At 57.8% G+C, this 20,605-nt stretch carries 22 protein-coding genes and 1 pseudogene; 14 read left to right on the top strand and 9 right to left on the bottom strand.

The annotated features are described in order from the left end of the window. Positions 1-128 precede the first annotated feature (128 nt). Positions 129-1,340 (bottom strand): diguanylate phosphodiesterase, encoded by a 1,212-nt coding sequence (locus tag ABLV76_RS13675; protein ID WP_004886055.1) that lies wholly within the window; start codon positions 1,338-1,340, stop codon positions 129-131. 327 nt (positions 1,341-1,667) lie between these two features. Between ABLV76_RS13675 and ycgZ the strand changes: the two genes are divergently transcribed. The 3 genes from ycgZ (at position 1,668) to ABLV76_RS13660 (ending at position 2,661) form a co-directional block, all read left to right on the top strand. Continuing rightward, positions 1,668-1,913, top strand: coding sequence for a regulatory protein YcgZ (ycgZ, locus tag ABLV76_RS13670; RefSeq protein ID WP_004151693.1), 246 nt, complete (start codon positions 1,668-1,670; stop codon positions 1,911-1,913). A 124-nt stretch (positions 1,914-2,037) separates the two neighbouring features. Then, a complete protein-coding gene (locus ABLV76_RS13665) occupies positions 2,038-2,343 on the top strand; it encodes a hypothetical protein (RefSeq protein WP_017899616.1) in 306 nt (101 codons plus the stop codon). A gap of 51 nt (positions 2,344-2,394) precedes the next feature. Next, positions 2,395-2,661 carry a biofilm development regulator YmgB/AriR family protein gene (locus tag ABLV76_RS13660; RefSeq protein ID WP_004886050.1) on the top strand — a complete coding sequence of 89 codons (267 nt, stop codon included), beginning with the start codon at positions 2,395-2,397 and terminating at the stop codon, positions 2,659-2,661. Positions 2,662-2,770: 109 nt separating this feature from the next. Here the strand turns inward: ABLV76_RS13660 and pgl are convergent, their stop codons facing one another. Beyond that, positions 2,771-3,766, bottom strand: coding sequence for a 6-phosphogluconolactonase (pgl, locus tag ABLV76_RS13655; RefSeq protein WP_049004305.1), 996 nt, complete (start codon positions 3,764-3,766; stop codon positions 2,771-2,773). A gap of 227 nt (positions 3,767-3,993) precedes the next feature. Between pgl and ABLV76_RS13650 the strand changes: the two genes are divergently transcribed. Beyond that, complete coding sequence (locus tag ABLV76_RS13650) at positions 3,994-4,812, top strand: pyridoxal phosphatase (RefSeq protein WP_004886041.1); 819 nt, start codon at positions 3,994-3,996, stop codon at positions 4,810-4,812. On the opposite strand, the gene modC is transcribed toward ABLV76_RS13650, so the two are convergent. The 4 genes from modC to ABLV76_RS13630 all read right to left on the bottom strand — a co-directional run bounded on the left by modC (position 4,813) and on the right by ABLV76_RS13630 (position 7,628). Continuing rightward, complete coding sequence (gene modC / locus ABLV76_RS13645; RefSeq protein WP_004886036.1) at positions 4,813-5,871, bottom strand: molybdenum ABC transporter ATP-binding protein ModC; 1,059 nt, start codon at positions 5,869-5,871, stop codon at positions 4,813-4,815. 2 nt (positions 5,872-5,873) lie between these two features. Next, the gene (gene modB / locus ABLV76_RS13640; protein ID WP_004886033.1) at positions 5,874-6,563 is read right to left on the bottom strand and encodes a molybdate ABC transporter permease subunit; all 690 of its coding nucleotides are present in this window, start codon (positions 6,561-6,563) and stop codon (positions 5,874-5,876) included. Next, entirely contained in the window at positions 6,563-7,336 is a 774-nt protein-coding gene (gene modA / locus ABLV76_RS13635; RefSeq protein ID WP_048323447.1) for a molybdate ABC transporter substrate-binding protein, read from the bottom strand. Before modA ends, modB begins: the two co-directional genes overlap by 1 nt. Before the next feature lie 142 nt (positions 7,337-7,478). Beyond that, a complete protein-coding gene (locus ABLV76_RS13630) occupies positions 7,479-7,628 on the bottom strand; it encodes an AcrZ family multidrug efflux pump-associated protein (protein WP_048294400.1) in 150 nt (49 codons plus the stop codon). 152 nt (positions 7,629-7,780) lie between these two features. Here ABLV76_RS13630 and modE point away from each other — a divergent pair, with 152 nt between their 5' ends. The 7 genes from modE to gpmA all read left to right on the top strand — a co-directional run bounded on the left by modE (position 7,781) and on the right by gpmA (position 15,622). Next, positions 7,781-8,569 carry a molybdenum-dependent transcriptional regulator gene (modE, locus tag ABLV76_RS13625; protein WP_017899612.1) on the top strand — a complete coding sequence of 263 codons (789 nt, stop codon included), beginning with the start codon at positions 7,781-7,783 and terminating at the stop codon, positions 8,567-8,569. A gap of 67 nt (positions 8,570-8,636) precedes the next feature. Then, on the top strand, positions 8,637-10,109 hold the full coding sequence (gene modF / locus ABLV76_RS13620; protein WP_348878353.1) for a molybdate ABC transporter ATP-binding protein ModF: 1,473 nt from the start codon (positions 8,637-8,639) through the stop codon (positions 10,107-10,109). A gap of 209 nt (positions 10,110-10,318) precedes the next feature. Further along, a complete protein-coding gene (gene galE, locus ABLV76_RS13615; RefSeq protein ID WP_004886025.1) occupies positions 10,319-11,335 on the top strand; it encodes a UDP-glucose 4-epimerase GalE in 1,017 nt (338 codons plus the stop codon). Positions 11,336-11,344: 9 nt separating this feature from the next. Next, the gene (galT, locus tag ABLV76_RS13610) at positions 11,345-12,391 is read left to right on the top strand and encodes a galactose-1-phosphate uridylyltransferase (protein ID WP_004886023.1); all 1,047 of its coding nucleotides are present in this window, start codon (positions 11,345-11,347) and stop codon (positions 12,389-12,391) included. Positions 12,392-12,393: 2 nt separating this feature from the next. After that, a complete protein-coding gene (gene galK, locus ABLV76_RS13605) occupies positions 12,394-13,542 on the top strand; it encodes a galactokinase (protein WP_043521777.1) in 1,149 nt (382 codons plus the stop codon). Further along, complete coding sequence (gene galM / locus ABLV76_RS13600) at positions 13,536-14,579, top strand: galactose-1-epimerase (RefSeq protein WP_049114953.1); 1,044 nt, start codon at positions 13,536-13,538, stop codon at positions 14,577-14,579. Before galK ends, galM begins: the two co-directional genes overlap by 7 nt. Before the next feature lie 290 nt (positions 14,580-14,869). Further along, complete coding sequence (gpmA, locus tag ABLV76_RS13595) at positions 14,870-15,622, top strand: 2,3-diphosphoglycerate-dependent phosphoglycerate mutase (RefSeq protein ID WP_002895089.1); 753 nt, start codon at positions 14,870-14,872, stop codon at positions 15,620-15,622. A gap of 72 nt (positions 15,623-15,694) precedes the next feature. Here the strand turns inward: gpmA and aroG are convergent, their stop codons facing one another. Beyond that, a complete protein-coding gene (gene aroG / locus ABLV76_RS13590; protein WP_023319995.1) occupies positions 15,695-16,747 on the bottom strand; it encodes a 3-deoxy-7-phosphoheptulonate synthase AroG in 1,053 nt (350 codons plus the stop codon). Between the two features lie 316 nt (positions 16,748-17,063). Between aroG and ABLV76_RS13585 the strand changes: the two genes are divergently transcribed. Both ABLV76_RS13585 and zitB read left to right on the top strand, forming a co-directional pair. Then, the gene (locus ABLV76_RS13585) at positions 17,064-17,441 is read left to right on the top strand and encodes a YbgS-like family protein (protein ID WP_017899606.1); all 378 of its coding nucleotides are present in this window, start codon (positions 17,064-17,066) and stop codon (positions 17,439-17,441) included. Between the two features lie 118 nt (positions 17,442-17,559). Beyond that, positions 17,560-18,504, top strand: a complete 945-nt coding sequence (gene zitB, locus ABLV76_RS13580; protein ID WP_004886012.1) for a CDF family zinc transporter ZitB — start codon at positions 17,560-17,562, stop codon at positions 18,502-18,504. Here zitB and pnuC read toward each other — a convergent pair. Continuing rightward, complete coding sequence (pnuC, locus tag ABLV76_RS13575) at positions 18,501-19,220, bottom strand: nicotinamide riboside transporter PnuC (RefSeq protein ID WP_004151689.1); 720 nt, start codon at positions 19,218-19,220, stop codon at positions 18,501-18,503. The genes zitB and pnuC overlap by 4 nt on opposite strands. Positions 19,221-19,255: 35 nt before the next feature. Continuing rightward, positions 19,256-20,299 (bottom strand): quinolinate synthase NadA, encoded by a 1,044-nt coding sequence (gene nadA / locus ABLV76_RS13570; RefSeq protein ID WP_023319994.1) that lies wholly within the window; start codon positions 20,297-20,299, stop codon positions 19,256-19,258. A 69-nt stretch (positions 20,300-20,368) separates the two neighbouring features. Here nadA and ABLV76_RS13565 point away from each other — a divergent pair. Next, positions 20,369-20,531, top strand: a pseudogene (locus ABLV76_RS13565) (hypothetical protein). Positions 20,532-20,605: the final 74 nt, after the last annotated feature.

Raw genomic sequence — 20,605 nt, 5'->3', positions numbered from 1 at the left:
TAATACCTAAACTAACGAATTCAGGCATCCTGTACAACTCTATTTTCTTGTACAGATAAAGATATCAGGTTGTGGCTCACAGCGCTTGGGAAAAAGATGAAAAAATAATTAGCTGATTTCGAGATGGATCATTTTTTCTCTGGCCAGGCGACGGCAGGCAAGCCCCCCAGGCGCGCGCTGGCGAACAAATTCCCCTGAAACTGTGAAATACCGGCTGATTCCAGCCACATCCACTCTTCAGCGCGCTCAACGCCGACGGCTGAGACCGCAATCTCCAGTGAAAAACAGCATTTGATAATCGCCTGTACAATCGACTGGCGCGGCCCATCCTGGTGGATATTGCGGATCAGCTCATGGTCGATTTTAATTCTGTCGGGCTGGTATTGCGCCAGCAGTGACAGCCCCGCAAACCCGGCGCCGAAGTGATCGATGGCGAGATTGATGCCCGCCCCCTTTAGCTTTCGCACCGCATCGGTAAAATCATCCATCCGCGAAATCACTTCCCGCTCGGTAAACTCGACAATAATCTGCTCAGGAATAAGATCATTACGCTGAATTTGATCGAGCAGGAAACCCACCGCGTTCGGCGCTTTAACCAGCGTCATCGGTAGTAGATTAATACTTAACGCCTTATTACGTAAGCCTAATTTCCCTGCCAGCGACAGCGCCACCCGTTTACTGTGCAGATCGGCGAGATAAATGTCGTCCCCGGAAAGCCCGGCAAAATAGGCGCCAGGCGACTGGCCGTCCGGTGCGCGTAACAGCGCTTCCCACGAAATAATTTCGCAGGCGAAAGGGTCGACGATCGGCTGGAAGGCAAAGGACCAGCTTTCCTTATTATCAATTATCGGGGTATCAGGATAGAAAGTATTCTGATCGGGGATGAATACCCAGCTGTCAGCGGAAGGAATCTCAAAATAGTTCGCTTTTTCCGTTGATTCGACGAAGGTGCGGAAAAATTGCAGTGCCCGGTCGTCATAGGTGAGCTGATATTTTGAGGTCCCGCGGTCCATCACCGTCTGCAGCACTTCCTCGCGATCATGTTCGCGTAAATCAAACAGTTCCATGCCGACATTACCGAAACGGCGGGACGGCGCATAGTCGCACAGAAGCTCCACCAGGTTATAGTGGCGGGGATCGCGGCAAATATGCTGATAAATATCCCGAACCTTTTCTTCAGGCCCCTCAATGAGTTGAAAAAAATGCGTCCCGTTAAAAAGTAAAATACCGGTGACGTCCGCCTGCCCATTTCTTTCGTTTGCCCTGGCGACCATGGCCTCGATCGATTTGAATGAGACATTGTCGCAGATATGGCTGCGATAAATGATGGTGGTTAGCATAGTGATTCCAGATGGGAGGGTAAGCATTCACAGTAGCAGTTATCAGGCTAATCGTCTTGTAAAACTAGGTTTTGTCTTAACAAAAAAGATACACTAAAAATCCCTTTTTTGTGCAAGGCTTTTTCATTTTTCTTTTCTTGTACAACATGCAACGCTAAACCCTACCTTCACAAGCCAGAAACACACTAAACATAAAAAATTAACCGATTATAAATCAAAATGTTAACACGTTTTGAATCATTTCTGTGCAACTTTGTGTGTACAGGTTAATAAATATTGTATAAGTTTAATGGCAGTTAACAGATGAATGAAATGAAAGGAGCACATATGCAGCAGAATGGTTACATTCCAGATACAGCGAACGCAATTGCCCAGTATTTCAACAAAGCATCGTTACCTTCCCAGCAGGAAACGCTGGGTCAGATTGTGATGGATATTCTCAACGAAGGGCGTCATCTCAACCGCAAAGCGCTGTGCACCAAACTGTTGAGCCGCCTCGACCGCGCCCGTGCCCCCGAGGAAGAGAGTCACTATCAGACCTTAATTGGTCTGCTGTTTGCCGGTCAGGAATAACGTCATCGATCGTCGCCTGTTGCGCCGCAGTAGCAGATGAGGGGCGATCGCTTCCACAAACCTGCTGCTGACCTGAATGCCCGTTCGCAGGTTCAGGGAGAGAGTGGCATGCAGAGAGACGGTTATGAATAGCAGTGAAACTGAGGAAATCACCGATGAGATCATCGGCGAGGCGGTGCTCGCGCTTCTGAAAACGAATCGCCCGATTACCACCCCGACCCTGCTGGTTCGACTTCGGTTGATGCAGGCGACAGAGTCAGACCGACAGCGAAGAAAGCTCATCGCTGCCGTGATCGAAGAAATTTGCGCGAAGCTTGCCCGTCAGCGCAAGCAAGCGCCTTTGCAGGTAAAGAAAATCAATGGCCGTTGGGAAACCCGAGGTTCGCCGACACAAAGCGCCATGGCGCTGGAAGGTAAAAAGATCCACTGAGTCTCCCAACCATGGTGAATAACACAGAGTGAGAATGTGATGAGACAGACTATGCATCAGCAACCCGATATTTACGCAGGACTGCAGGACACCGCGCTCTCCGACTATTTCCGTAACGCCGGTGATAAGCTGGTTGATGAGTCCGCCGTGATGTCGCTGGCCATCAACAGTATTCTCCAGTCCGAGGGTCACCTGAACAATAAGGCCATTATTTTATGGCTGATTCAGGCGCTGGAAAGCACCGATGACGTGGTGACCGCAGACGTGATCCGTAAAACGCTGGAGATTGTCGTCGGCTACACCATGGACGATATCTAAGGTTTTCACGCTTCAGGTCTACCAGGGCAACACCTTCCCTACAGAGCCTGTCCGCTCTGATCAAAAAAACCTCGCTCACGCGAGGTTTTTTCTTTTACCGCCTGACGGATCAGTGAGCGTTGACCACCACCCACATCGGTCCCTGCCCGACCGCATAGCGGCCTTTCTCCTGCAGCAGCCCCTGCTCGCCGGTAATTTCGTACACCGCGATATGGTGCGACTTCTGCCCGGCGGCAATCAGATACTTACCGCTGTGATCGAGATTAAAGCCGCGCGGCTGGGTCTCGGTCGGCTGATAGCCTTCCACCGCCAGCACGCTACCATCTTCCGACACGCTGAACACCGTGATGATGCTGGCGGTACGATCGCAGGCGTACAAATGACGCCCGTCCGGAGTGATATGAATATCCGCCGCCCAGCGCACGCCGGTGAAATCAGGCGGCATCATATCCAGAGTTTGTACGCATTCGATGTTGCCATTCGGGTCTTTCAGCTCCCAAACGTCAACGGAGCTGTTGAGTTCATTGACGCAATAACCATACTGCTGGTTCGGATGGAACACCATGTGGCGCGGACCCGCCCCCTCGACGGTGGTGACTTCCGCTGGCTCCTGGGCGGAGAGGAAACCATCTTCGCTGAGGGTAAACAGGCAGATGCGATCCTGCTTCAGCGCCGGCACCCACAGGGTACGGTTGTCCGGGGAGATATTGGCCGAGTGGCAGCCTTCCAGCCCTTCCACCACGGTGATAGTTTCACCCGGCAGGCCATCCTGCAGCGGGGTCACGCTGACGCAGCCCTGATTGTAGGAGGCGCTGAAGACAAAGCGGCCATGATGATCGGTAGAAATGTGGGTCGGGCTGCCCGGCAGCGCCGCTTCCCCCGCAAAGGTCAACGCCCCGTTATCCGGCGTGATGCGATAAGCTAACACGCGAAACTCCGGACGAACGCCAACGTACAGATACTCCTTATTGGGACTGACCACCATCGGCTGGACCTGACCCGGGGCATCAACCACCTGCACCAGCGTCAGTTTGCCGTCCGCTTCAAGACTCCAGACGTGGATTTGTTGGCTTTCCGGGCTGGCGGTATAAACGGTTTGTTTCATGACTACTCCTTCCCTCACTGCACGTGGATTTTTCATTTTCAGGATAACAGCACCCTGAAAATTATAAGACATCCGCCCATGATACTCGCATCGCCGACCGAATTACCGACGGAAGGCGGCACAAAGGGCATACAGACATTCACGGCAGATGTGGAAAAATTGGTCCTGACGCCACGGCGGTGTACCATCATGGCCAGGTACTTTTCAACATCAACCGGAAATAACACATGACAACACGCGTGATTGCCCTGGATTTAGACGGCACCCTGCTTACCAGCAAAAAAACCATCCTGCCCGCTTCGCTGGAAGCGCTGGCCCGCGCCAGAGAGGCGGGCTACCAGGTGATCGTCGTTACCGGACGTCATCACGTCGCTATTCATCCTTTTTATCAGGCACTGGCCCTCGATACACCTGCAATTTGTTGTAATGGCACTTATTTGTATGATTATCACGCAAAAAAGGTTTTGGCGGCCGATCCTATGTCGGTGGAACACGCGGTAAGCCTCACCGCCATGCTCGCCGAACAGCAGATCCACGGTCTGGCCTATGTGGATGACGCGATGCTTTACGAACAGCCCACCGGGCATGTGATCCGCACCCGCAACTGGGCGCAGGCGCTACCGGAGGATCAGCGCCCGGTCTTCAGCCAGGTCGACTCGCTGGCGCAGGCGGTCCGCGAGGTCAAGGCGGTATGGAAATTCGCCCTCACCGACGATGACATTCCCCGTCTGCAGCGCTTTGCGCAGGAGGTCGGCGAGACGCTGGGCCTGGCGTGCGAATGGTCGTGGCACGACCAGGTGGATATTGCCCGCGCCGGCAACAGCAAAGGCAAACGCCTGGCGCAGTGGGTCGCTGACCAGGGGCTGTCGATGCAGAATGTGGTGGCCTTCGGCGATAACTACAACGATCTGAGTATGCTGGAAGCAGCAGGCACCGGGGTGGCGATGGGCAATGCGGTGGACGAGGTCAAAGCCCGCGCCAACGTGGTCATCGGGGACAATGAGTCCGCCAGCATCGCCGAGTTTATCTACCGTCAGCTGCTGTGATCAGGCGGCGATCGACACGCTTTTGATCTGGGCAAACACCTGCTGGCCTGGCGCTATCGCCAGGTCATCCCGCGCCCACGGGCTGATTCGAGCCCACAGAGGATGGCCGCTCACCCTGAGCTGAACCTCGATCTGTCCGTTGACCTCCAGACACTGAACCACCTCGGCGCGCAAGATGTTGCGGATGCTGGTGGCGGACGGTTGGGCCAGCACCAGCGAAACATCCGACGCCTGAATGCGGATCCGCGCGGTATCACCTGCGGGACGTTCGAGCCGGTTGACCCACAGCATTTGATCCCCCAGCGTCAGCGCGGTCATCGCGTACTGCGGATGCTGCGCGGCGATGGTGGCGCTGAGGATCGTACTCTGCTGTTCCGCCGGCAACCAGGGGTGCATCACGCTGCTGCTCCAGACCTCCTCCAGCGGACCGAAAGCCTTCACCTTACCGGCCTCCAGCACCAGCACGCGATCGGCCAGATGCTGGATCTCGTCCAGCGAGTGGCTGACGTAAAGCATCGGAATATGGATCTCCTGCGCCAGTCGCTGCAAATAGGGCAACAGTTCGCGTTTGCGCGGAATATCCAGCGAGGCCAGCGGCTCGTCCAGCAGCAGCAGCTCCGGCGCGGTCAGCAAAGCGCGGCCGATGGCTACACGCTGCTTTTCGCCGCCGGATAACCGGCCAGGCAGGCGATCCAGCAAGGGAGCGATCCCCAGCAGCTCCACCAGCTTATCGAACTGGCTGACCATGGATTTCGCCATGCCGTACTGCAGATTGCCGCGCACTTTATAGTGGGGAAACAGGCGCGCATCCTGAAAGACATAGCCGATCCGCCGCTGCTCCGGCGCCAGGCAGATACGCTGCGCGGTGTCGTTCAGCACCCTGCCGTTGAGCACGATCCGCCCCGCCTGCGGCCGGGTCAGGCCGCTGATAGCGTTGATCAACGACGTTTTCCCGGCGCCGGAGACGCCAAAGATGGCGGTGATCCCGCTGCTGGGCAGCGTTTCACGGATCTGCAGACAGTGGCTGCCGAGGGTCTGGGTAAAGTCCAGCTCCAGCATCATTATCCTCCTATGCGCTGGCGGCTCACGCGGGCCAGCCATTCTGATATCAAGAGCGAGACCAGCGCCAGGCCGATAGCGATGAGGCACAGACGAGCCGCCGCCCCCTCCCCGCCCGGAGTCTGGATCAGGGTGTACATCGCCGAAGGCAGGGTACGCGTTTCGCCGGGAATATTGGAGACGAAGGTGATGGTCGCGCCAAATTCCCCTAACGAGCGGGCGAAGGCCAGCACCGTGCCAACAATAATTCCCGGCAGAGTCAGCGGCAGCGTAATGGTGAAAAATACCCGCCAGCGGCTGGCCCCGAGGGTTCTCGCCGCCTGCTCCAGTTTGATGTCCACCCCCTCCAGCGCCAGGCGGATGGCGCGCACCATCAGCGGGAAAGACATCACCGCCGCCGCCAGCACCGCCCCGCGCCAGCTGAAGGCAAAGCTGATGCCGAACCAGTCATACAGCCAGCTGCCAATAAACCCGCGCCGCCCCATGGCCACCAGCAGCAGATATCCCACCACCACCGGCGGCAGCACCAGCGGCAGATGGAGAAGGCTGTCGAGCAGCGCCTTGCCGGGGAAGGTGCGCCTGACCAGCAGCCAGGAAAAAAAGATGCCAAAGGGCAGGCTCAAGGCCACCGCCAGGGAGGAGACTTTCAGGCTCAGCAGCACCGCCTGCCATTCGGGTTCGCTCAGAAACATCAGCGGGTGGTAAATCCGTAACGTTGGAAAATCGCGGACGCTTCCGGCCCTTTCAGGTAGTCATAGAAAGCGCTCACGGCCGCATTGCGATGGCCATCGACAATCGCCAGCGGGTATTCGACTTTCTGATGCGACGCCTCCGGGAAGGTGCCCACCACTTTCACCCCTTTGCTGGCCACAGCATCCGATCCGTAGACGATGCCCAACGGCGCTTCGCTACGCTCCACCAGCGCCAGCGCGCCGCGCACGTCTTCCGCCGGCGCAAGCTTCGGCGACAGGGTCTCCCAGGCGCCCAGTTTCTGCAGCGCTTCTTTGGCGTAGATCCCTGCCGGAACGTGCTGCGGATCGCCCACCGCCAGACGGCCCCCTTTCAGCAGGCTGGTCCAGTCGGTTTTCTCATCAATGGTAATCGCACCCTGCGCGCTGGCTTTCGGCGCCACCACCACCAGGCTATTGCCAAGCAGGGTGGCGCGGGTCGCCGGATCGATGGCCTTTTTGTCAGCCGCGTAGTCCATCCACTTTTGATCGGCGGAGATAAACAGATCCGCCGGGGCGCCTGCTTCAATCTGCCGCGCCAGCGTCGACGACGAGGCAAACGACGAGACGACCTCGACGTTTTTCTCTTTCTTATACGCCTGGGCGATATCCTGCATCGCGTTGGTTAACGACGCGGCGGCGAAAACGGTCACTTTCCCCTCGGCCGCCAGCGCCTGACCCGCGACGCACAGCGTGAGTGATACCCCGACAACCCCGCGTAACCAAGAACCTGTCATCTGAATCTCCTGTCAATGCGTTATGTACTTGACAATATAACGATATGCGAAACGTTTTTATAGTGATGCAGGACAATAAAACGAAGGGAAATGATGCAGGAGGGAAATAGCACAGCGCCCGGTTAAACCGGGCGCCGGGAAATCAATGATTTTGCTGGCTGCGATCTTTGTGGCCGACAGCGGAGAAGAGGTTGAACACTTCGCCAAGACCGTAAATCAATCCCAGGATGACCGCCATCACCACCGGTACCATGATGACCGCAAAAACCAGACTTTTCAAAAGCTCTAACATGGTTCACTCCAGATAGTATGATTCCCTGATTGTAACGGTTTCAGCCGAAAAAACACGCCCCATTTGTGCGGTGGTTAATGACAAACCGCGCAGAGAGGTTTTGCAACCGGGTGACTATCGGTCACAATACGCTTTTTTGTCAGGAAACGATTATGCAGGCCGAAATTCTTCTCACCCTTAAGCTACAGCAGCGCCTGTTTGCCGACCCCCGGCGGATCGCCCTGCTCAAACAGATTGACCAGACCGGCTCGATAAGCCAGGGGGCGAAGCACGCGGGCATCAGCTATAAAAGCGCGTGGGATGCCATCAACGAGATGAACCAGCTCAGCGAACAGCCGCTGGTGGATCGCGCCACCGGCGGCAAAGGCGGCGGCGGCGCGGTGCTGACCCGCTACGGGCAGCGTCTGATCCAACTGTACGATCTGCTGGCGCAGATCCAGCAGAAAGCGTTTGATGTGCTCAGCGATGACGACGCCCTGCCGCTGGACAGCCTGCTGGCGGCCATCTCGCGCTTTTCCCTGCAGACCAGCGCCCGCAACCAGTGGTTCGGCACCATTACCGGCCGCGATCGCCAGCAGGTGCAGCAGCACGTTGAGGTGCTGCTGGCCGACGGTCAGACCCGCCTGAACGTCGCCATTACCGCCCAGAGCGCTGAAAAGCTGGGGCTCGATGAGGGCCAGGAGGTGCTGGTTCTGTTGAAAGCGCCCTGGGTCGGCATCACCCTCGACCCGGCGGTGGCCCGCCAGGCCGAGAACCAGCTGTCGGGTCGTATCAGCCATATCGAATGCGGCTCCGGGCAGTGCGAAGTGCTGATGACGCTGGCCGACGGTCAGACCCTGTGCGCCACTCTGCCGCAGGCGCAGACGTCTGGCCTGGCGGAAGGGACGGAGGCGATCGCTTACTTCAACGCCGATCGCATCATTCTCGCGACGTTATGCTGACCCCATTGACATTGCGCGCCTGAAGTCGTATCCCTGATGCACATCGCTGCAAAAAATGGGATACATCATGTCATCATTGCAAATTTCGCAAGGCACGTTTCGCCTGAGCGATACAAAAACCTTAAAAATAGACCACCTGAGCGTGGCGGCGGGTGAAAGCTGGGCGTTCGTCGGCAGCAACGGCAGCGGCAAATCCGCCCTCGCGCGAGCCCTGGCCGGCGACCTGACCCTGCTCAGCGGTCAGCGCGAAAGCCACTTCTCCCGCGTAACACGCCTCTCCTTCGAACAGCTGCAGAAGCTGGTCAGCGACGAGTGGCAGCGCAATAACACCGACCTGCTTAGCCCCGGAGAAGAAGATACCGGCCGCACCACTGCGGAGATTATTCAGGACGAGGTGAAAGATCCTGCTCGCTGCGCGCAGCTTGCCGAACAGTTTGCCATCAGCGCCCTGTTGGACCGCCGCTTTAAGTATCTGTCCACTGGCGAAACGCGTAAGACCCTGCTGTGCCAGGCCCTGATGACCGATCCGCAACTGTTGATCCTCGACGAACCTTTCGACGGCCTCGACGTCAACTCCCGCCAGCAGTTGGCCGCGCTGCTGGCCGACCTGCATCGCGCCGGCCTCACCCTGGTGCTGGTGCTCAACCGCTTCGATGAGATCCCGGAGTTTGTGCAATACGCCGGCGTGCTGGCTGATTGCCTCCTCAGCGAGACCGGCGAGAAGCGCGCTCTTCTGCAGCAGGCGCTGGTCGCTCAGCTGGCGCACAGTGAAAAACTGGACGGCATCACCCTACCGGAGCCAGATGTACCACCAGCCCGTCATGCGCTGGCAGACTCGGCGCCGCGTATCGTGCTCAATGACGGCGTGGTCTCCTACAACGATCGTCCGGTCATCAACCATCTCTCATGGACCGTGAGCCCGGGCGAACACTGGCAGATCGTCGGCCCCAACGGCGCCGGTAAATCCACGCTGCTGAGCCTTATCACCGGCGATCATCCGCAGGGCTACAGCAACGATCTCACCCTCTTTGGCCGCCGCCGCGGCAGCGGCGAGACCATCTGGGATATTAAAAAGCATATCGGCTACGTCAGCAGCAGCCTGCATCTGGACTACCGGGTCAGCACCAACGTCCGCAACGTTATTCTGTCGGGCTATTTTGACTCGATCGGCATTTATCAGGCGGTGTCCGATAAACAGCATAAGCTGGTGCAGCAATGGCTGGATATTCTCGGCATCGATAAGCGCACCGCCGACGCGCCGTTTCACAGCCTGTCGTGGGGCCAGCAGCGGCTGGCGCTTATCGTTCGCGCGCTGGTCAAGCATCCAACCCTGCTGATCCTCGATGAACCGCTGCAGGGGCTGGATCCCCTCAATCGCCAGCTGGTACGCCGCTTTGTCGACGTCCTGATTGGCGAAGGCGCCACGCAGCTGCTGTTTGTCTCGCACCATGCGGAAGATGCCCCGGACTGTATTACCCATCGCCTGGCATTCGTTCCCAGTGGAGACGGTTACACTTATCAGCTCGGCCCCGTGGCCTGACGCCTCCTGCCGGGGATCGAAAGATCCCTGGTATTTTTCAGAAAAATAGCGCCAACCTAATATAACCAATTGTATATAAAACAAAATAAATTAAATGATGTCGTTTCACCCTCAAGTGTAAACGATTCCACTAACTTGTTCTGTGTCACACTTTTCACTTCTTTGATATGCTATCTTCCTCATACACGATAAGCCGAATGGAGCGAATCATGAAAGTTCTGGTTACAGGTGGTAGCGGTTACATTGGAAGTCATACCTGCGTTCAACTGCTGCAGCAGGGGCATGAGGTGGTGATCCTCGACAATCTCTGCAACAGCAAGCGCAGCGTACTGCCGGTGATTGAGCGTCTCGGCGGCAAAAAAGCCACCTTCATTGAAGGCGATATTCGTAATGAAGCGCTGATGACCGAGATCCTCCACGACCACGCCATTGAAGCGGTGATCCACTTCGCCGGGCTGAAGGCCGTCGGGGAGTCCGTCGCCAAACCGCTGGAATATTACGACAATAACGTCACCGGCACACTGAAATTAGTCTCCGCCATGCGCGCCGCAGGCGTGAAGAACTTCATCTTTAGCTCCTCCGCCACCGTCTACGGCGACCAGCCGAAAATCCCGTATGTCGAAAGCTTCCCGACTGGCACCCCGCAAAGCCCCTACGGTAAAAGCAAACTGATGGTGGAGCAGATCCTGACCGACCTGCAGAAAGCCCAGCCGGAGTGGAGCATTGCCCTGCTGCGCTACTTCAACCCGGTCGGCGCCCATCCGTCGGGCGACATGGGTGAAGACCCGCAGGGGATCCCGAATAACCTGATGCCCTACATCGCCCAGGTCGCCGTTGGCCGTCGCGAATCGCTGGCCGTGTTTGGTAACGACTACCCGACCGAAGATGGCACCGGCGTGCGCGATTATATCCACGTGATGGACCTCGCTGACGGTCACGTCGCGGCCATGGAAAAACTGGCTGACAAAGCCGGGGTTCATATCTACAACCTTGGCGCCGGCGTCGGCAGCAGCGTGCTCGACGTGGTCAATGCTTTCAGCAAAGCCTGCGGCAAACCGATTAACTACCATTTCGCGCCGCGCCGCGATGGCGACCTCCCGGCCTACTGGGCGGATGCCGCCAAGGCCGACCGCGAGCTGAACTGGCGCGTGACGCGCAACCTGGACGAAATGGCGCAGGACACCTGGCACTGGCAGTCCCGCCATCCGCAGGGTTATCCAGACTAAGGAACCTTCATGAGCGTATTTAACCCCGTTGACCATCCGCATCGTCGTTATAACCCGTTAACCGGGCAGTGGATTCTGGTTTCTCCGCATCGCGCCAAGCGCCCCTGGCAGGGGGCGCAGGAAACGCCGGCAAAACAGACCTTGCCGGCCCACGATCCGGACTGTTTCCTGTGCCCGGGCAACACCCGGGTCACCGGCGACACGAATCCGAATTACACCGGTACCTACGTGTTTACCAACGACTTTGCGGCCCTGATGACCGACACCCCGGACGCCCCGGAGAGTGACGATCCGCTGATGCGCTGTCAGAGCGCGCGCGGCACCAGTCGGGTGATCTGCTTCTCGCCAGACCACAGCAAAACGCTGCCGGAACTGAGCCTTGAAGCGCTGGAAGGCGTGGTTAAAGCGTGGCAGGAACAGACCGCGGACCTCGGGAAAAGCTACCCGTGGGTCCAGGTCTTTGAAAATAAAGGGGCAGCGATGGGCTGCTCCAACCCGCACCCGCATGGTCAGGTGTGGGCCAATAGCTTCCTGCCCAATGAAGCGGAACGGGAAGACCGTCTGCAGAAAGAATATTACGCCAGCCAGGGCCAGCCAATGCTGCTGGACTATGCCCGGCGCGAACTGGCCGACGGCAGCCGCACCGTGGTCGACACCGAGCACTGGCTGGCGGTCGTGCCCTACTGGGCCGCGTGGCCGTTTGAAACGCTGCTGCTGCCGAAAGCGCCCGTGCAGCGTATTACCGATCTCACCGACGCCCAGCGTAGCGATCTGGCGCTGGCGTTGAAAAAGCTGACCAGCCGTTACGACAACCTGTTCCAGTGCTCATTCCCCTACTCCATGGGCTGGCACGGCGCGCCGTTTAACGACGAAAACCATAATCACTGGCAGCTCCACGCCCACTTTTATCCGCCGCTGCTGCGATCCGCGACGGTCCGCAAGTTTATGGTTGGCTACGAAATGCTGGCCGAAACGCAGCGCGATCTGACCGCCGAGCAAGCTGCTGAACGACTGCGCGCCGTCAGCGACGTCCATTTTCGTGAATCCGGAGTGTAATGATGAGTCTGAAAGAGAAAACCCAAACCCTGTTTGCTGAGGCCTTCGGTTACCCGGCCAGCCATGTCATTCAGGCGCCAGGCCGCGTCAACCTGATCGGCGAGCATACCGATTACAACGACGGCTTTGTGCTGCCCTGCGCTATCGACTACCAGACGGTGATCAGCTGTGCGCCGCGCGACGATCGTACCGTGCGGGTGATTGCCGCCGATTACGACAATCAGAGCGATGAATTCTCTCTCGACGCGCCGATTATCAGCCACGACAGCCAGCAGTGGTCGAACTATGTCCGCGGCGTGGTGAAGCATCTGCAGCAGCGGAACAGCCACTTCGGCGGCGCGGATCTGGTGATCAGCGGCAATGTGCCGCAGGGCGCGGGCTTAAGCTCCTCAGCCTCGCTGGAGGTCGCCGTCGGCACCGTGTTCCAGCAGCTGTATCATCTGCCGCTGGACGGCGCGCAAATCGCCCTCAACGGCCAGGAGGCGGAAAACCAGTTCGTCGGCTGCAACTGCGGGATCATGGATCAGCTGATTTCGGCGCTGGGCAAAAAAGACCATGCGCTGCTGATCGACTGCCGTTCTCTGGGCACCAAAGCCGTCTCGATGCCGAAAGGCGTGGCGGTGGTCATCATCAACAGCAACTTTAAGCGCACCCTCGTCGGCAGCGAGTACAACACCCGTCGTGAACAGTGCGAGACCGGCGCGCGCTTCTTCCAACAGCCCGCTCTGCGCGATGTCACCCTTGAGCAATTCAACGCCGTCGCCCATGAGCTGGATCCGGTGGTCGCGAAGCGGGTACGCCATGTGCTGACGGAGAATGCCCGCACCGTGGAAGCCGCCAGCGCCCTCGAAAAAGGCGACCTGAAGCGGATGGGCGAGCTGATGGCCGAATCCCACGCCTCGATGCGCGATGATTTCGAGATCACCGTCCCGCAGATCGACACCCTGGTGGAGATCGTCAAGGCGACAATCGGCGATAAAGGCGGCGTGCGCATGACCGGCGGCGGCTTTGGCGGCTGCGTGGTAGCGCTGGTCCCGGAAGATCTGGTCGATACCGTGCAGCAGGCCGTTGCCAACGAGTATGAAGCGAAAACCGGAATTAAAGAGACGTTCTATGTCTGCAAACCGTCACAGGGGGCTGGCCAATGGTAACGCAAACCACCGCGCTGGCGCCGGACGGCCAGCCATGGCAGCAGGTAACCCTGCGCAATAAGGCGGGGATGACCGTCACCGTGGCGGACTGGGGCGCGACGCTGCTCAGCGCCGAGGTGCCGCTGGCCGATGGCAACCTGCGCCGCCCGCTGCTGGGCTGCGCCAGGCTGGAAGACTATACCCGCCAGGCCGCGTTTCTTGGCGCCTCGGTAGGCCGCTACGCCAACCGCATCGGCAATAGCCGCTTCCCGCTTGACGGCCAGCTCGTCAACGTTACGCCTTCAAACGACGCGGGCCACCAGCTCCACGGCGGCCCCGAAGGGTTTGATAAACGTCGCTGGCGCATCGTCCGCGCCGACGAGCAGGAAGTGCTCTTCGCCCTGACCTCGCCCGATGGCGATCAAGGCTTTCCCGGCACGCTGCAGGCTACCGCGCACTATCGTCTGACCGACGATAACCGCATCGCGATTACCTATCGCGCCACCGTGGATAAACCCTGCCCGGTGAACATGACCAATCACGTCTATTTCAACCTCGACGGTGAACAGCGCGACGTGCGCCAGCACCAGCTGCAGATCCTCGCCCAGAGGTATCTGCCGGTGGAAAGCGACGGTATCCCGGGTGGTGAACTCAAAGATGTTGCTAACACCAGCTTTGATTTCCGCCAGCCGAAAACCATCGCCGCCGACTTCCTCGCCGACGCCGATCAGCAAAAGGTGAAGGGATACGATCATGCCTTCCTGCTGGACGCCGGAGGCGACGCCAGCCAGCCTGCGGCGCAGGTCTGGTCGCAGGACGGTAAGCTGCAGATGACGGTCTATACCTCCGCTCCGGCGCTGCAGTTTTACTCCGGCAACTATCTCGGCGGCACCCCGTCGCAGACGACAGAGCCCTACGCCGACTGGCAGGGGCTGGCGCTGGAAAGCGAATTCCTCCCGGATTCGCCGAATCATCCGGAATGGCCGCAGCCGGACTGTGTGTTACGTCCGGGCCAGGAGTACGTCAGTCTGACGGAATATCAGTTTATCGCCCGATAATCGCCAGCGCCCTCCGCCGGGGGCGCTGCTTTTCGTCCCCGCCCTCCTCTCTGGCGCCTCTTTTTTCAGCAACCTGCTCTATTTTCCGTCACCAAAGGGCAAAAAAATAACCTGTGTTTTACAAGCACCTTACACTGAGCCACTATTTTCGCTATGGTTAGGGATAAGCATTGCCGTGAGCCAAATCACGGCAATATAATGAGAATAGTTATCAATCAATAACACATACACCAACATATTCAGCGCACCGTTCGCGGCGCGAGGGATGGCGTGTAGAGAGGAGTAAGAGAATGGCTGTAACTAAGCTGGTACTGGTTCGTCATGGCGAAAGCCAGTGGAACAACGAAAACCGCTTCACCGGTTGGTACGACGTTGATCTGTCCGAGAAAGGCGTTAGCGAAGCGAAAGCGGCAGGTAAACTGCTGAAGGCTGAAGGCTTCAGCTTTGATTTTGCTTATACCTCCGTGCTGAAACGTGCCATCCATACCCTGTGGAACGTACTGGACGAACTGGATCAGGCCTGGCTGCCGGTTGAGAAATCCTGGAAGCTGAACGAGCGTCATTACGGCGCGCTGCAGGGCCTGAACAAAGCGGAAACCGCTGAGAAATACGGTGACGAGCAGGTTAAACAGTGGCGTCGCGGCTTCGCTGTCACTCCGCCGGAGCTGACCAAAGACGACGAGCGCTACCCGGGCCACGATCCGCGCTATGCAAAACTGACCGACGCCGAACTACCGACCACTGAAAGCCTGGCGCTGACCATCGACCGCGTCGTGCCTTACTGGAACGAAACCATTCTGCCGCGCCTGAAAAGCGGTGAGCGCGTGATCATCGCCGCTCACGGTAACTCCCTGCGCGCGCTGGTGAAATACCTCGACAACATGGGCGAAGACGAGATCCTCGAACTGAACATCCCGACCGGCGTACCGCTGGTGTATGAGTTCGATGAAAACTTCAAGCCGATCAAACATTACTATCTGGGCAATGCGGAAGAGATCGCGGCGAAAGCGGCTGCCGTCGCCAACCAGGGTAAAGCGAAGTAATTTCCCCGGTCAAAACAAAAAAGCGTGGAAATCTCCACGCTTTTTTTATGACCTGCGCTAACGCAGAGTAGCTTAGCCGCGACGGGTTTTCACTGCTTCCGCCAGCTGACGCAGGATCGTGTCGGTATCCTCCCAGCCGATGCAGGCGTCGGTGACGCTCTTGCCGTAGGTCAGCGTTTCACCGCTCTCGAGGCTCTGGTTGCCTTCCACCAGATGGCTTTCAATCATCACGCCCATAATGGCGCGCTCGCCGCCGGCAATCTGCTGGCATACGTCGGCGCCCACTTCCATCTGCTTCTTGAACTGCTTGCTGGAGTTGGCATGGCTGAAGTCGATCATTACCTGGGCCGGAAGACCCGCTTTCGCCAGGCCGATTTTCACTTCCGCCACGTGCTTCGCGCTGTAGTTCGGCTCTTTGCCGCCGCGCAGAATAATATGGCAGTCGCCGTTGCCGCTGGTATTAACGATAGCGGAGTGGCCCCACTTGGTGACCGACAGGAAACAGTGCGGCGCGCCGGCGGCGTTAATCGCGTCGATAGCCACCTTGATGGTGCCATCGGTACCATTCTTAAAGCCCACCGGGCAGGAGAGCCCCGAGGCGAGCTCGCGGTGAACCTGAGATTCGGTGGTACGCGCCCCAATGGCGCCCCAGCTCATCAGATCGGCGACATACTGCGGGGTGATCATATCGAGGAATTCCCCCGCCGCCGGCAGACCGCTGTCGTTAATGTCCAGCAGCAGTTTGCGCGCAATGCGCAACCCGTCGTTGATGCGGAAGCTGTTATCCATATGGGGATCGTTGATAAGCCCTTTCCAGCCGACGGTGGTGCGCGGTTTCTCAAAATAGACGCGCATGACGATCTCGAGCTCGCCCTTCAACGCCTCGCGCAGGGTCAGCAGACGGGAAGCGTACTCTTTCGCCGCCGCCGGGTCGTGAATAGAACAAGGCCCAATCACCACCAGCAGGCGGTCATCATCGCCTTTGAGGATCTGGTGGATCGCTTTGCGAGCATGTGCAACGGTGTTTGCAGCATTTTCGGTAGCAGGGAATTTTTCCAGGAGCGCAACGGGAGGTAATAATTCGTTGATCTCTTTAATGCGTAAATCGTCGTTCTGATAATTCATCTTCTTTCCAGCGTTGCCATACTTATTCAATGAAATGCAATCCCTCCAATCTATCTCTTCGCTGAAATAGTGTAAACGTGATTTTACAGTAGTGATGGAATAATCCTGGAAATAGGCAAAAATACGCCATAAAGTAGCGAAAGCAGGCTCATGAACTACAATATTTAACTGTTAAAGCTAATTAAGTCTTACGTTTCAGGATTATATAGTGACACTGCGATCGTCTGCGGAGTCTTAAACCATAGCGAGTCAGATCCCTGGCACACTTACCGCTGGAGGCGTTTTTTACCGCTTCCCGACCCAACAGGAGTATCCGATGAATATGAAAAAACTGACGACCCTTTTGCTCACCGCCACCTTAAGTCTTGCCAGCGGCGCGGCCCTGGCGGCAGACACCGGCGCCCAGTCCAACAATGGCCAGGCCAACTCTTCCGCTGATGCCGGCCAGGTGGCGCCGGATGCCCGTGAAAACGTGGCGCCGAATAACGTGGATAATAGCCAAATTAACTCTGGCTCTGGCGGCACCATGCTTCATCCTGACGGCTCGACGATGAGCCAGGACAATATGTCGAGCGATGAGGTACATAAAAACTCGATGTGTAAAGACGGCCGCTGTCCGGATACCGGTAAGAAACTGGACAACGGCGACAGCATGAACCATGACAACAGCAAAACCGACGGCACCACCCAGTAATTGATGCGGTGAGTGCAAACAGAGAAAAGGCGAGCTGGGCTCGCCTTTTCTCTGTTTGTTATCGTTCTCTGTTTATGCTGTCATAGCGTGATAATGATAACTATCAAGGGACGACACCATGGCGCACTCGCATTCGCACTCCCCTGCCCAGGCTCCGGATAACGGCAACGCCCGCCGGCTGCTTTGGGCGTTCATCGTCACCGCCGGTTTTATGCTGATAGAAGCCATCGGCGGCGCGATCTCCGGCTCGCTGGCCCTGCTGGCGGATGCCGGCCATATGCTCACCGACTCCGCCGCCCTGCTGTTTGCGCTGCTGGCGGTTCGCTTCGCCAGCCGTCCCCCGAACGCCCGCCATACTTTTGGCTGGCTGCGTTTAACCACCCTGGCGGCGTTTCTCAATGCCATTGCTCTGGTGGTGATCACCATGCTGATTGTCTGGGAGGCCATTCAGCGCTTCCAGCATCCGCAGCCGGTTGCCGGGGTGACGATGATGGTCATTGCAGTCGCCGGTCTGCTGGCCAACGTGCTGGCGTTTTGGATCCTACATCGTGGCAGCGAAGAGCGGAATCTCAACGTGCGCGCCGCGGCGCTACACGTGCTCGGCGATCTGCTGGGTTCGGTTGGCGCGATTGTGGCCGCCGTGGTGATCCTCACCACCGGCTGGACGCCTGTCGATCCGATCCTTTCCGTGCTGGTTTCCTGCCTGGTGCTACGTAGCGCATGGCGGCTGCTGAAGGAGAGTCTGAATGAGCTGCTGGAAGGCGCGCCGCGTTCGCTGGATGTGGCGGCCCTACAGCGGGATATCCGCCGCTCTATCCCGGAGGTGCGCGATGTTCACCACGTTCACGTCTGGCTGGTGGGGGAAAAACCGGTGATGACGCTGCATGTGCAGGTGGTCCCGCCGCACGATCATGATGCGTTACTCAACCGCATCCTGCATTTCCTGGAACATAAATATGAAATTGAGCATGCCACGGTGCAGATGGAGTACCAGCCCTGCAGCGGCCCGGAGTGCCATCTCAACACGATGCACGCCGGGCACGATCATCACCACCATCATTAGCCAGAAAACGCGTGAGAACCTCGCTCACGCGCGCTGTTTATCCACATTCGGCTGCCGTTCAGCGCAATGAACGTCAGCAAGAGATATTCCAGCGACATAGCATAGACGCCCTGACGGGCAAAAATCACCACGCTTATGACGTTGACGATGACCCACAGCAGCCAGTTCTCAACGTATTTGCGGGTCATTAAGATCATCGCCACTACCGACAGCACCGTCATACAGGAGTCCCAGAACGGGAAGGCATCCGGCTGCAGTTCCGGCATCGTGACCTGCAAACCAAGCGCTTGCATCAGGCTGACCGCGATTCGCGTCAGGAAGGCAAAAAACGGATTGATAAACAGGGTCAGCAAGCCGATCGCCACCACGCAGGCCGCCAGCCAGCCCAGGGCTTTACTGCGTGGTAGCCAGCGGATCTGCAGCTCGGCCTCATGATTGCTGCTTTGCCGCGACCAGGCATACCAGCCGTAAACGTTAGCGGCAAAGAAGAACAGCTGCAGCAACAGGCTGGCGTACAGCTGGATCTGAAAGAAGATGATGGCGAACAGCGTGACGTTGACCAGACCGAATGCATAGTTGCTGATCTTCTCCAGGCTCGCCAGCCAGATACACAGCAGCCCGGCGATGGTCCCCACGGCCTCTATCCAGGAGAGATCGTACCCCCCGGCGCCGATGGGTATATGTACTAAAATATTCTGCGTGCTAAAAAAATCCATTTCATCCCCTCAGCGTCTTGCGACGCGACAATACGTTATCCCCGTAGTGTAGCCGCAAAATCCAGCATCCGGTTAAGGGGAATTAATGCGCCGGTCCGCAGCGCTTCGTCGACGTGGATTTCATGTTCAGCGCCGCCCTGCTCGAGCCCCTCGGCAATGGCTTTCAGGCCGTTCATCGCCATCCACGGACAATGCGCGCAGCTGCGGCAGGTCGCCCCTTCACCAGCGGTGGGCGCTTCCAGCAGCGTTTTCTCCGGCACCGCCTGCTGCATTTTATAAAAGATACCGCGATCGGTGGCCACGATCAGCTGGCGCTGGGGCAGGCTTTTCGCCGCCGCGATCAGCTGACTGGTGGAACCTACGGCATCGGCCATCTCGACGATTGCCTGCGGCGACTCGGGATGGACCAGTACAGCAGCTTCAGGATAGAGGGCCTTCATACGCGTCAGTGCCTGGGTTTTAAACTCATCGTGCACGATGCACGCCCCCTGCCAGCAGAGCACGTCTGCGCCGGTCTGACGCTGGACATAGCGGCCAAGATGGCGGTCCGGCGCCCAGAGGATCTTTTGACCAAGACTATCCAGATGGTCAATGAGTTCCACGGCGATGCTGGAGGTCACCACCCAGTCGGCGCGAGCCTTCACCGCGGCGGACGTATTGGCATAGACCACCACGGTGCGATCGGGATGGGCGTCGCAGAAGGCGTTGAATTCCTCAATCGGACAGCCCAGATCCAGCGAACACTCGGCGTTCAGGGTCGGCATCAGAATGGTCTTTTCCGGGCTAAGGATTTTGGCGGTTTCCCCCATAAAACGCACCCCGGCGACCAGCAGCGTGGAGGCCGAATGGCGGGCGCCAAAGCGCGCCATCTCCAGCGAGTCGGCTATACAGCCGCCGGTCTCTTCCGCCAGCTGCTGAATTTCAGGATCGGTGTAGTAATGCGCCACCATCACGGCATCGCGCTCGCGCAGCAGACGCTTGATTTTCTCGCGGTAAAACTGCTTTTCGTCGACGGTCAGCGGCTGCGGTTTCGGTGGGAAGGGATAAATCGCCGTTTCAGGATCAAACATTACGCTCATCATGCAATCTCGTTTTACTGGCTTAACTCTAAGACCGTCACTATGGCCTGTCTGCGCCTTAACACGGTCATGGTGTTTTATATGCTAAACAAGATAGCGGATTACGAGCAAAAAGTCGTGATGAATTTTGTACATGAGCACCTATTCCCCGGGGATGATGCTACGCATCTTCCCGGGCTACCGGTTCGTGCCTTATGGCGTCACGGTAAGCGGCGGCAGGGGGTCATGCTGAAGTAGGATTGTGGAGAATGACGCATAGCAAAAAGGCGCCTTTAGGGCGCCTTTTTACATTGGTGGGTCGTGCAG

The sequence above is a fragment of the Klebsiella sp. GB_Kp047 genome (assembly GCF_040065235.1).
Classification (GTDB): Bacteria; Pseudomonadota; Gammaproteobacteria; order Enterobacterales; family Enterobacteriaceae; genus Klebsiella; species Klebsiella quasipneumoniae.
The sequence above is the reverse complement of the archived record's forward strand: the minus strand, read 5'-3'. Positions and strand labels throughout refer to the sequence as shown.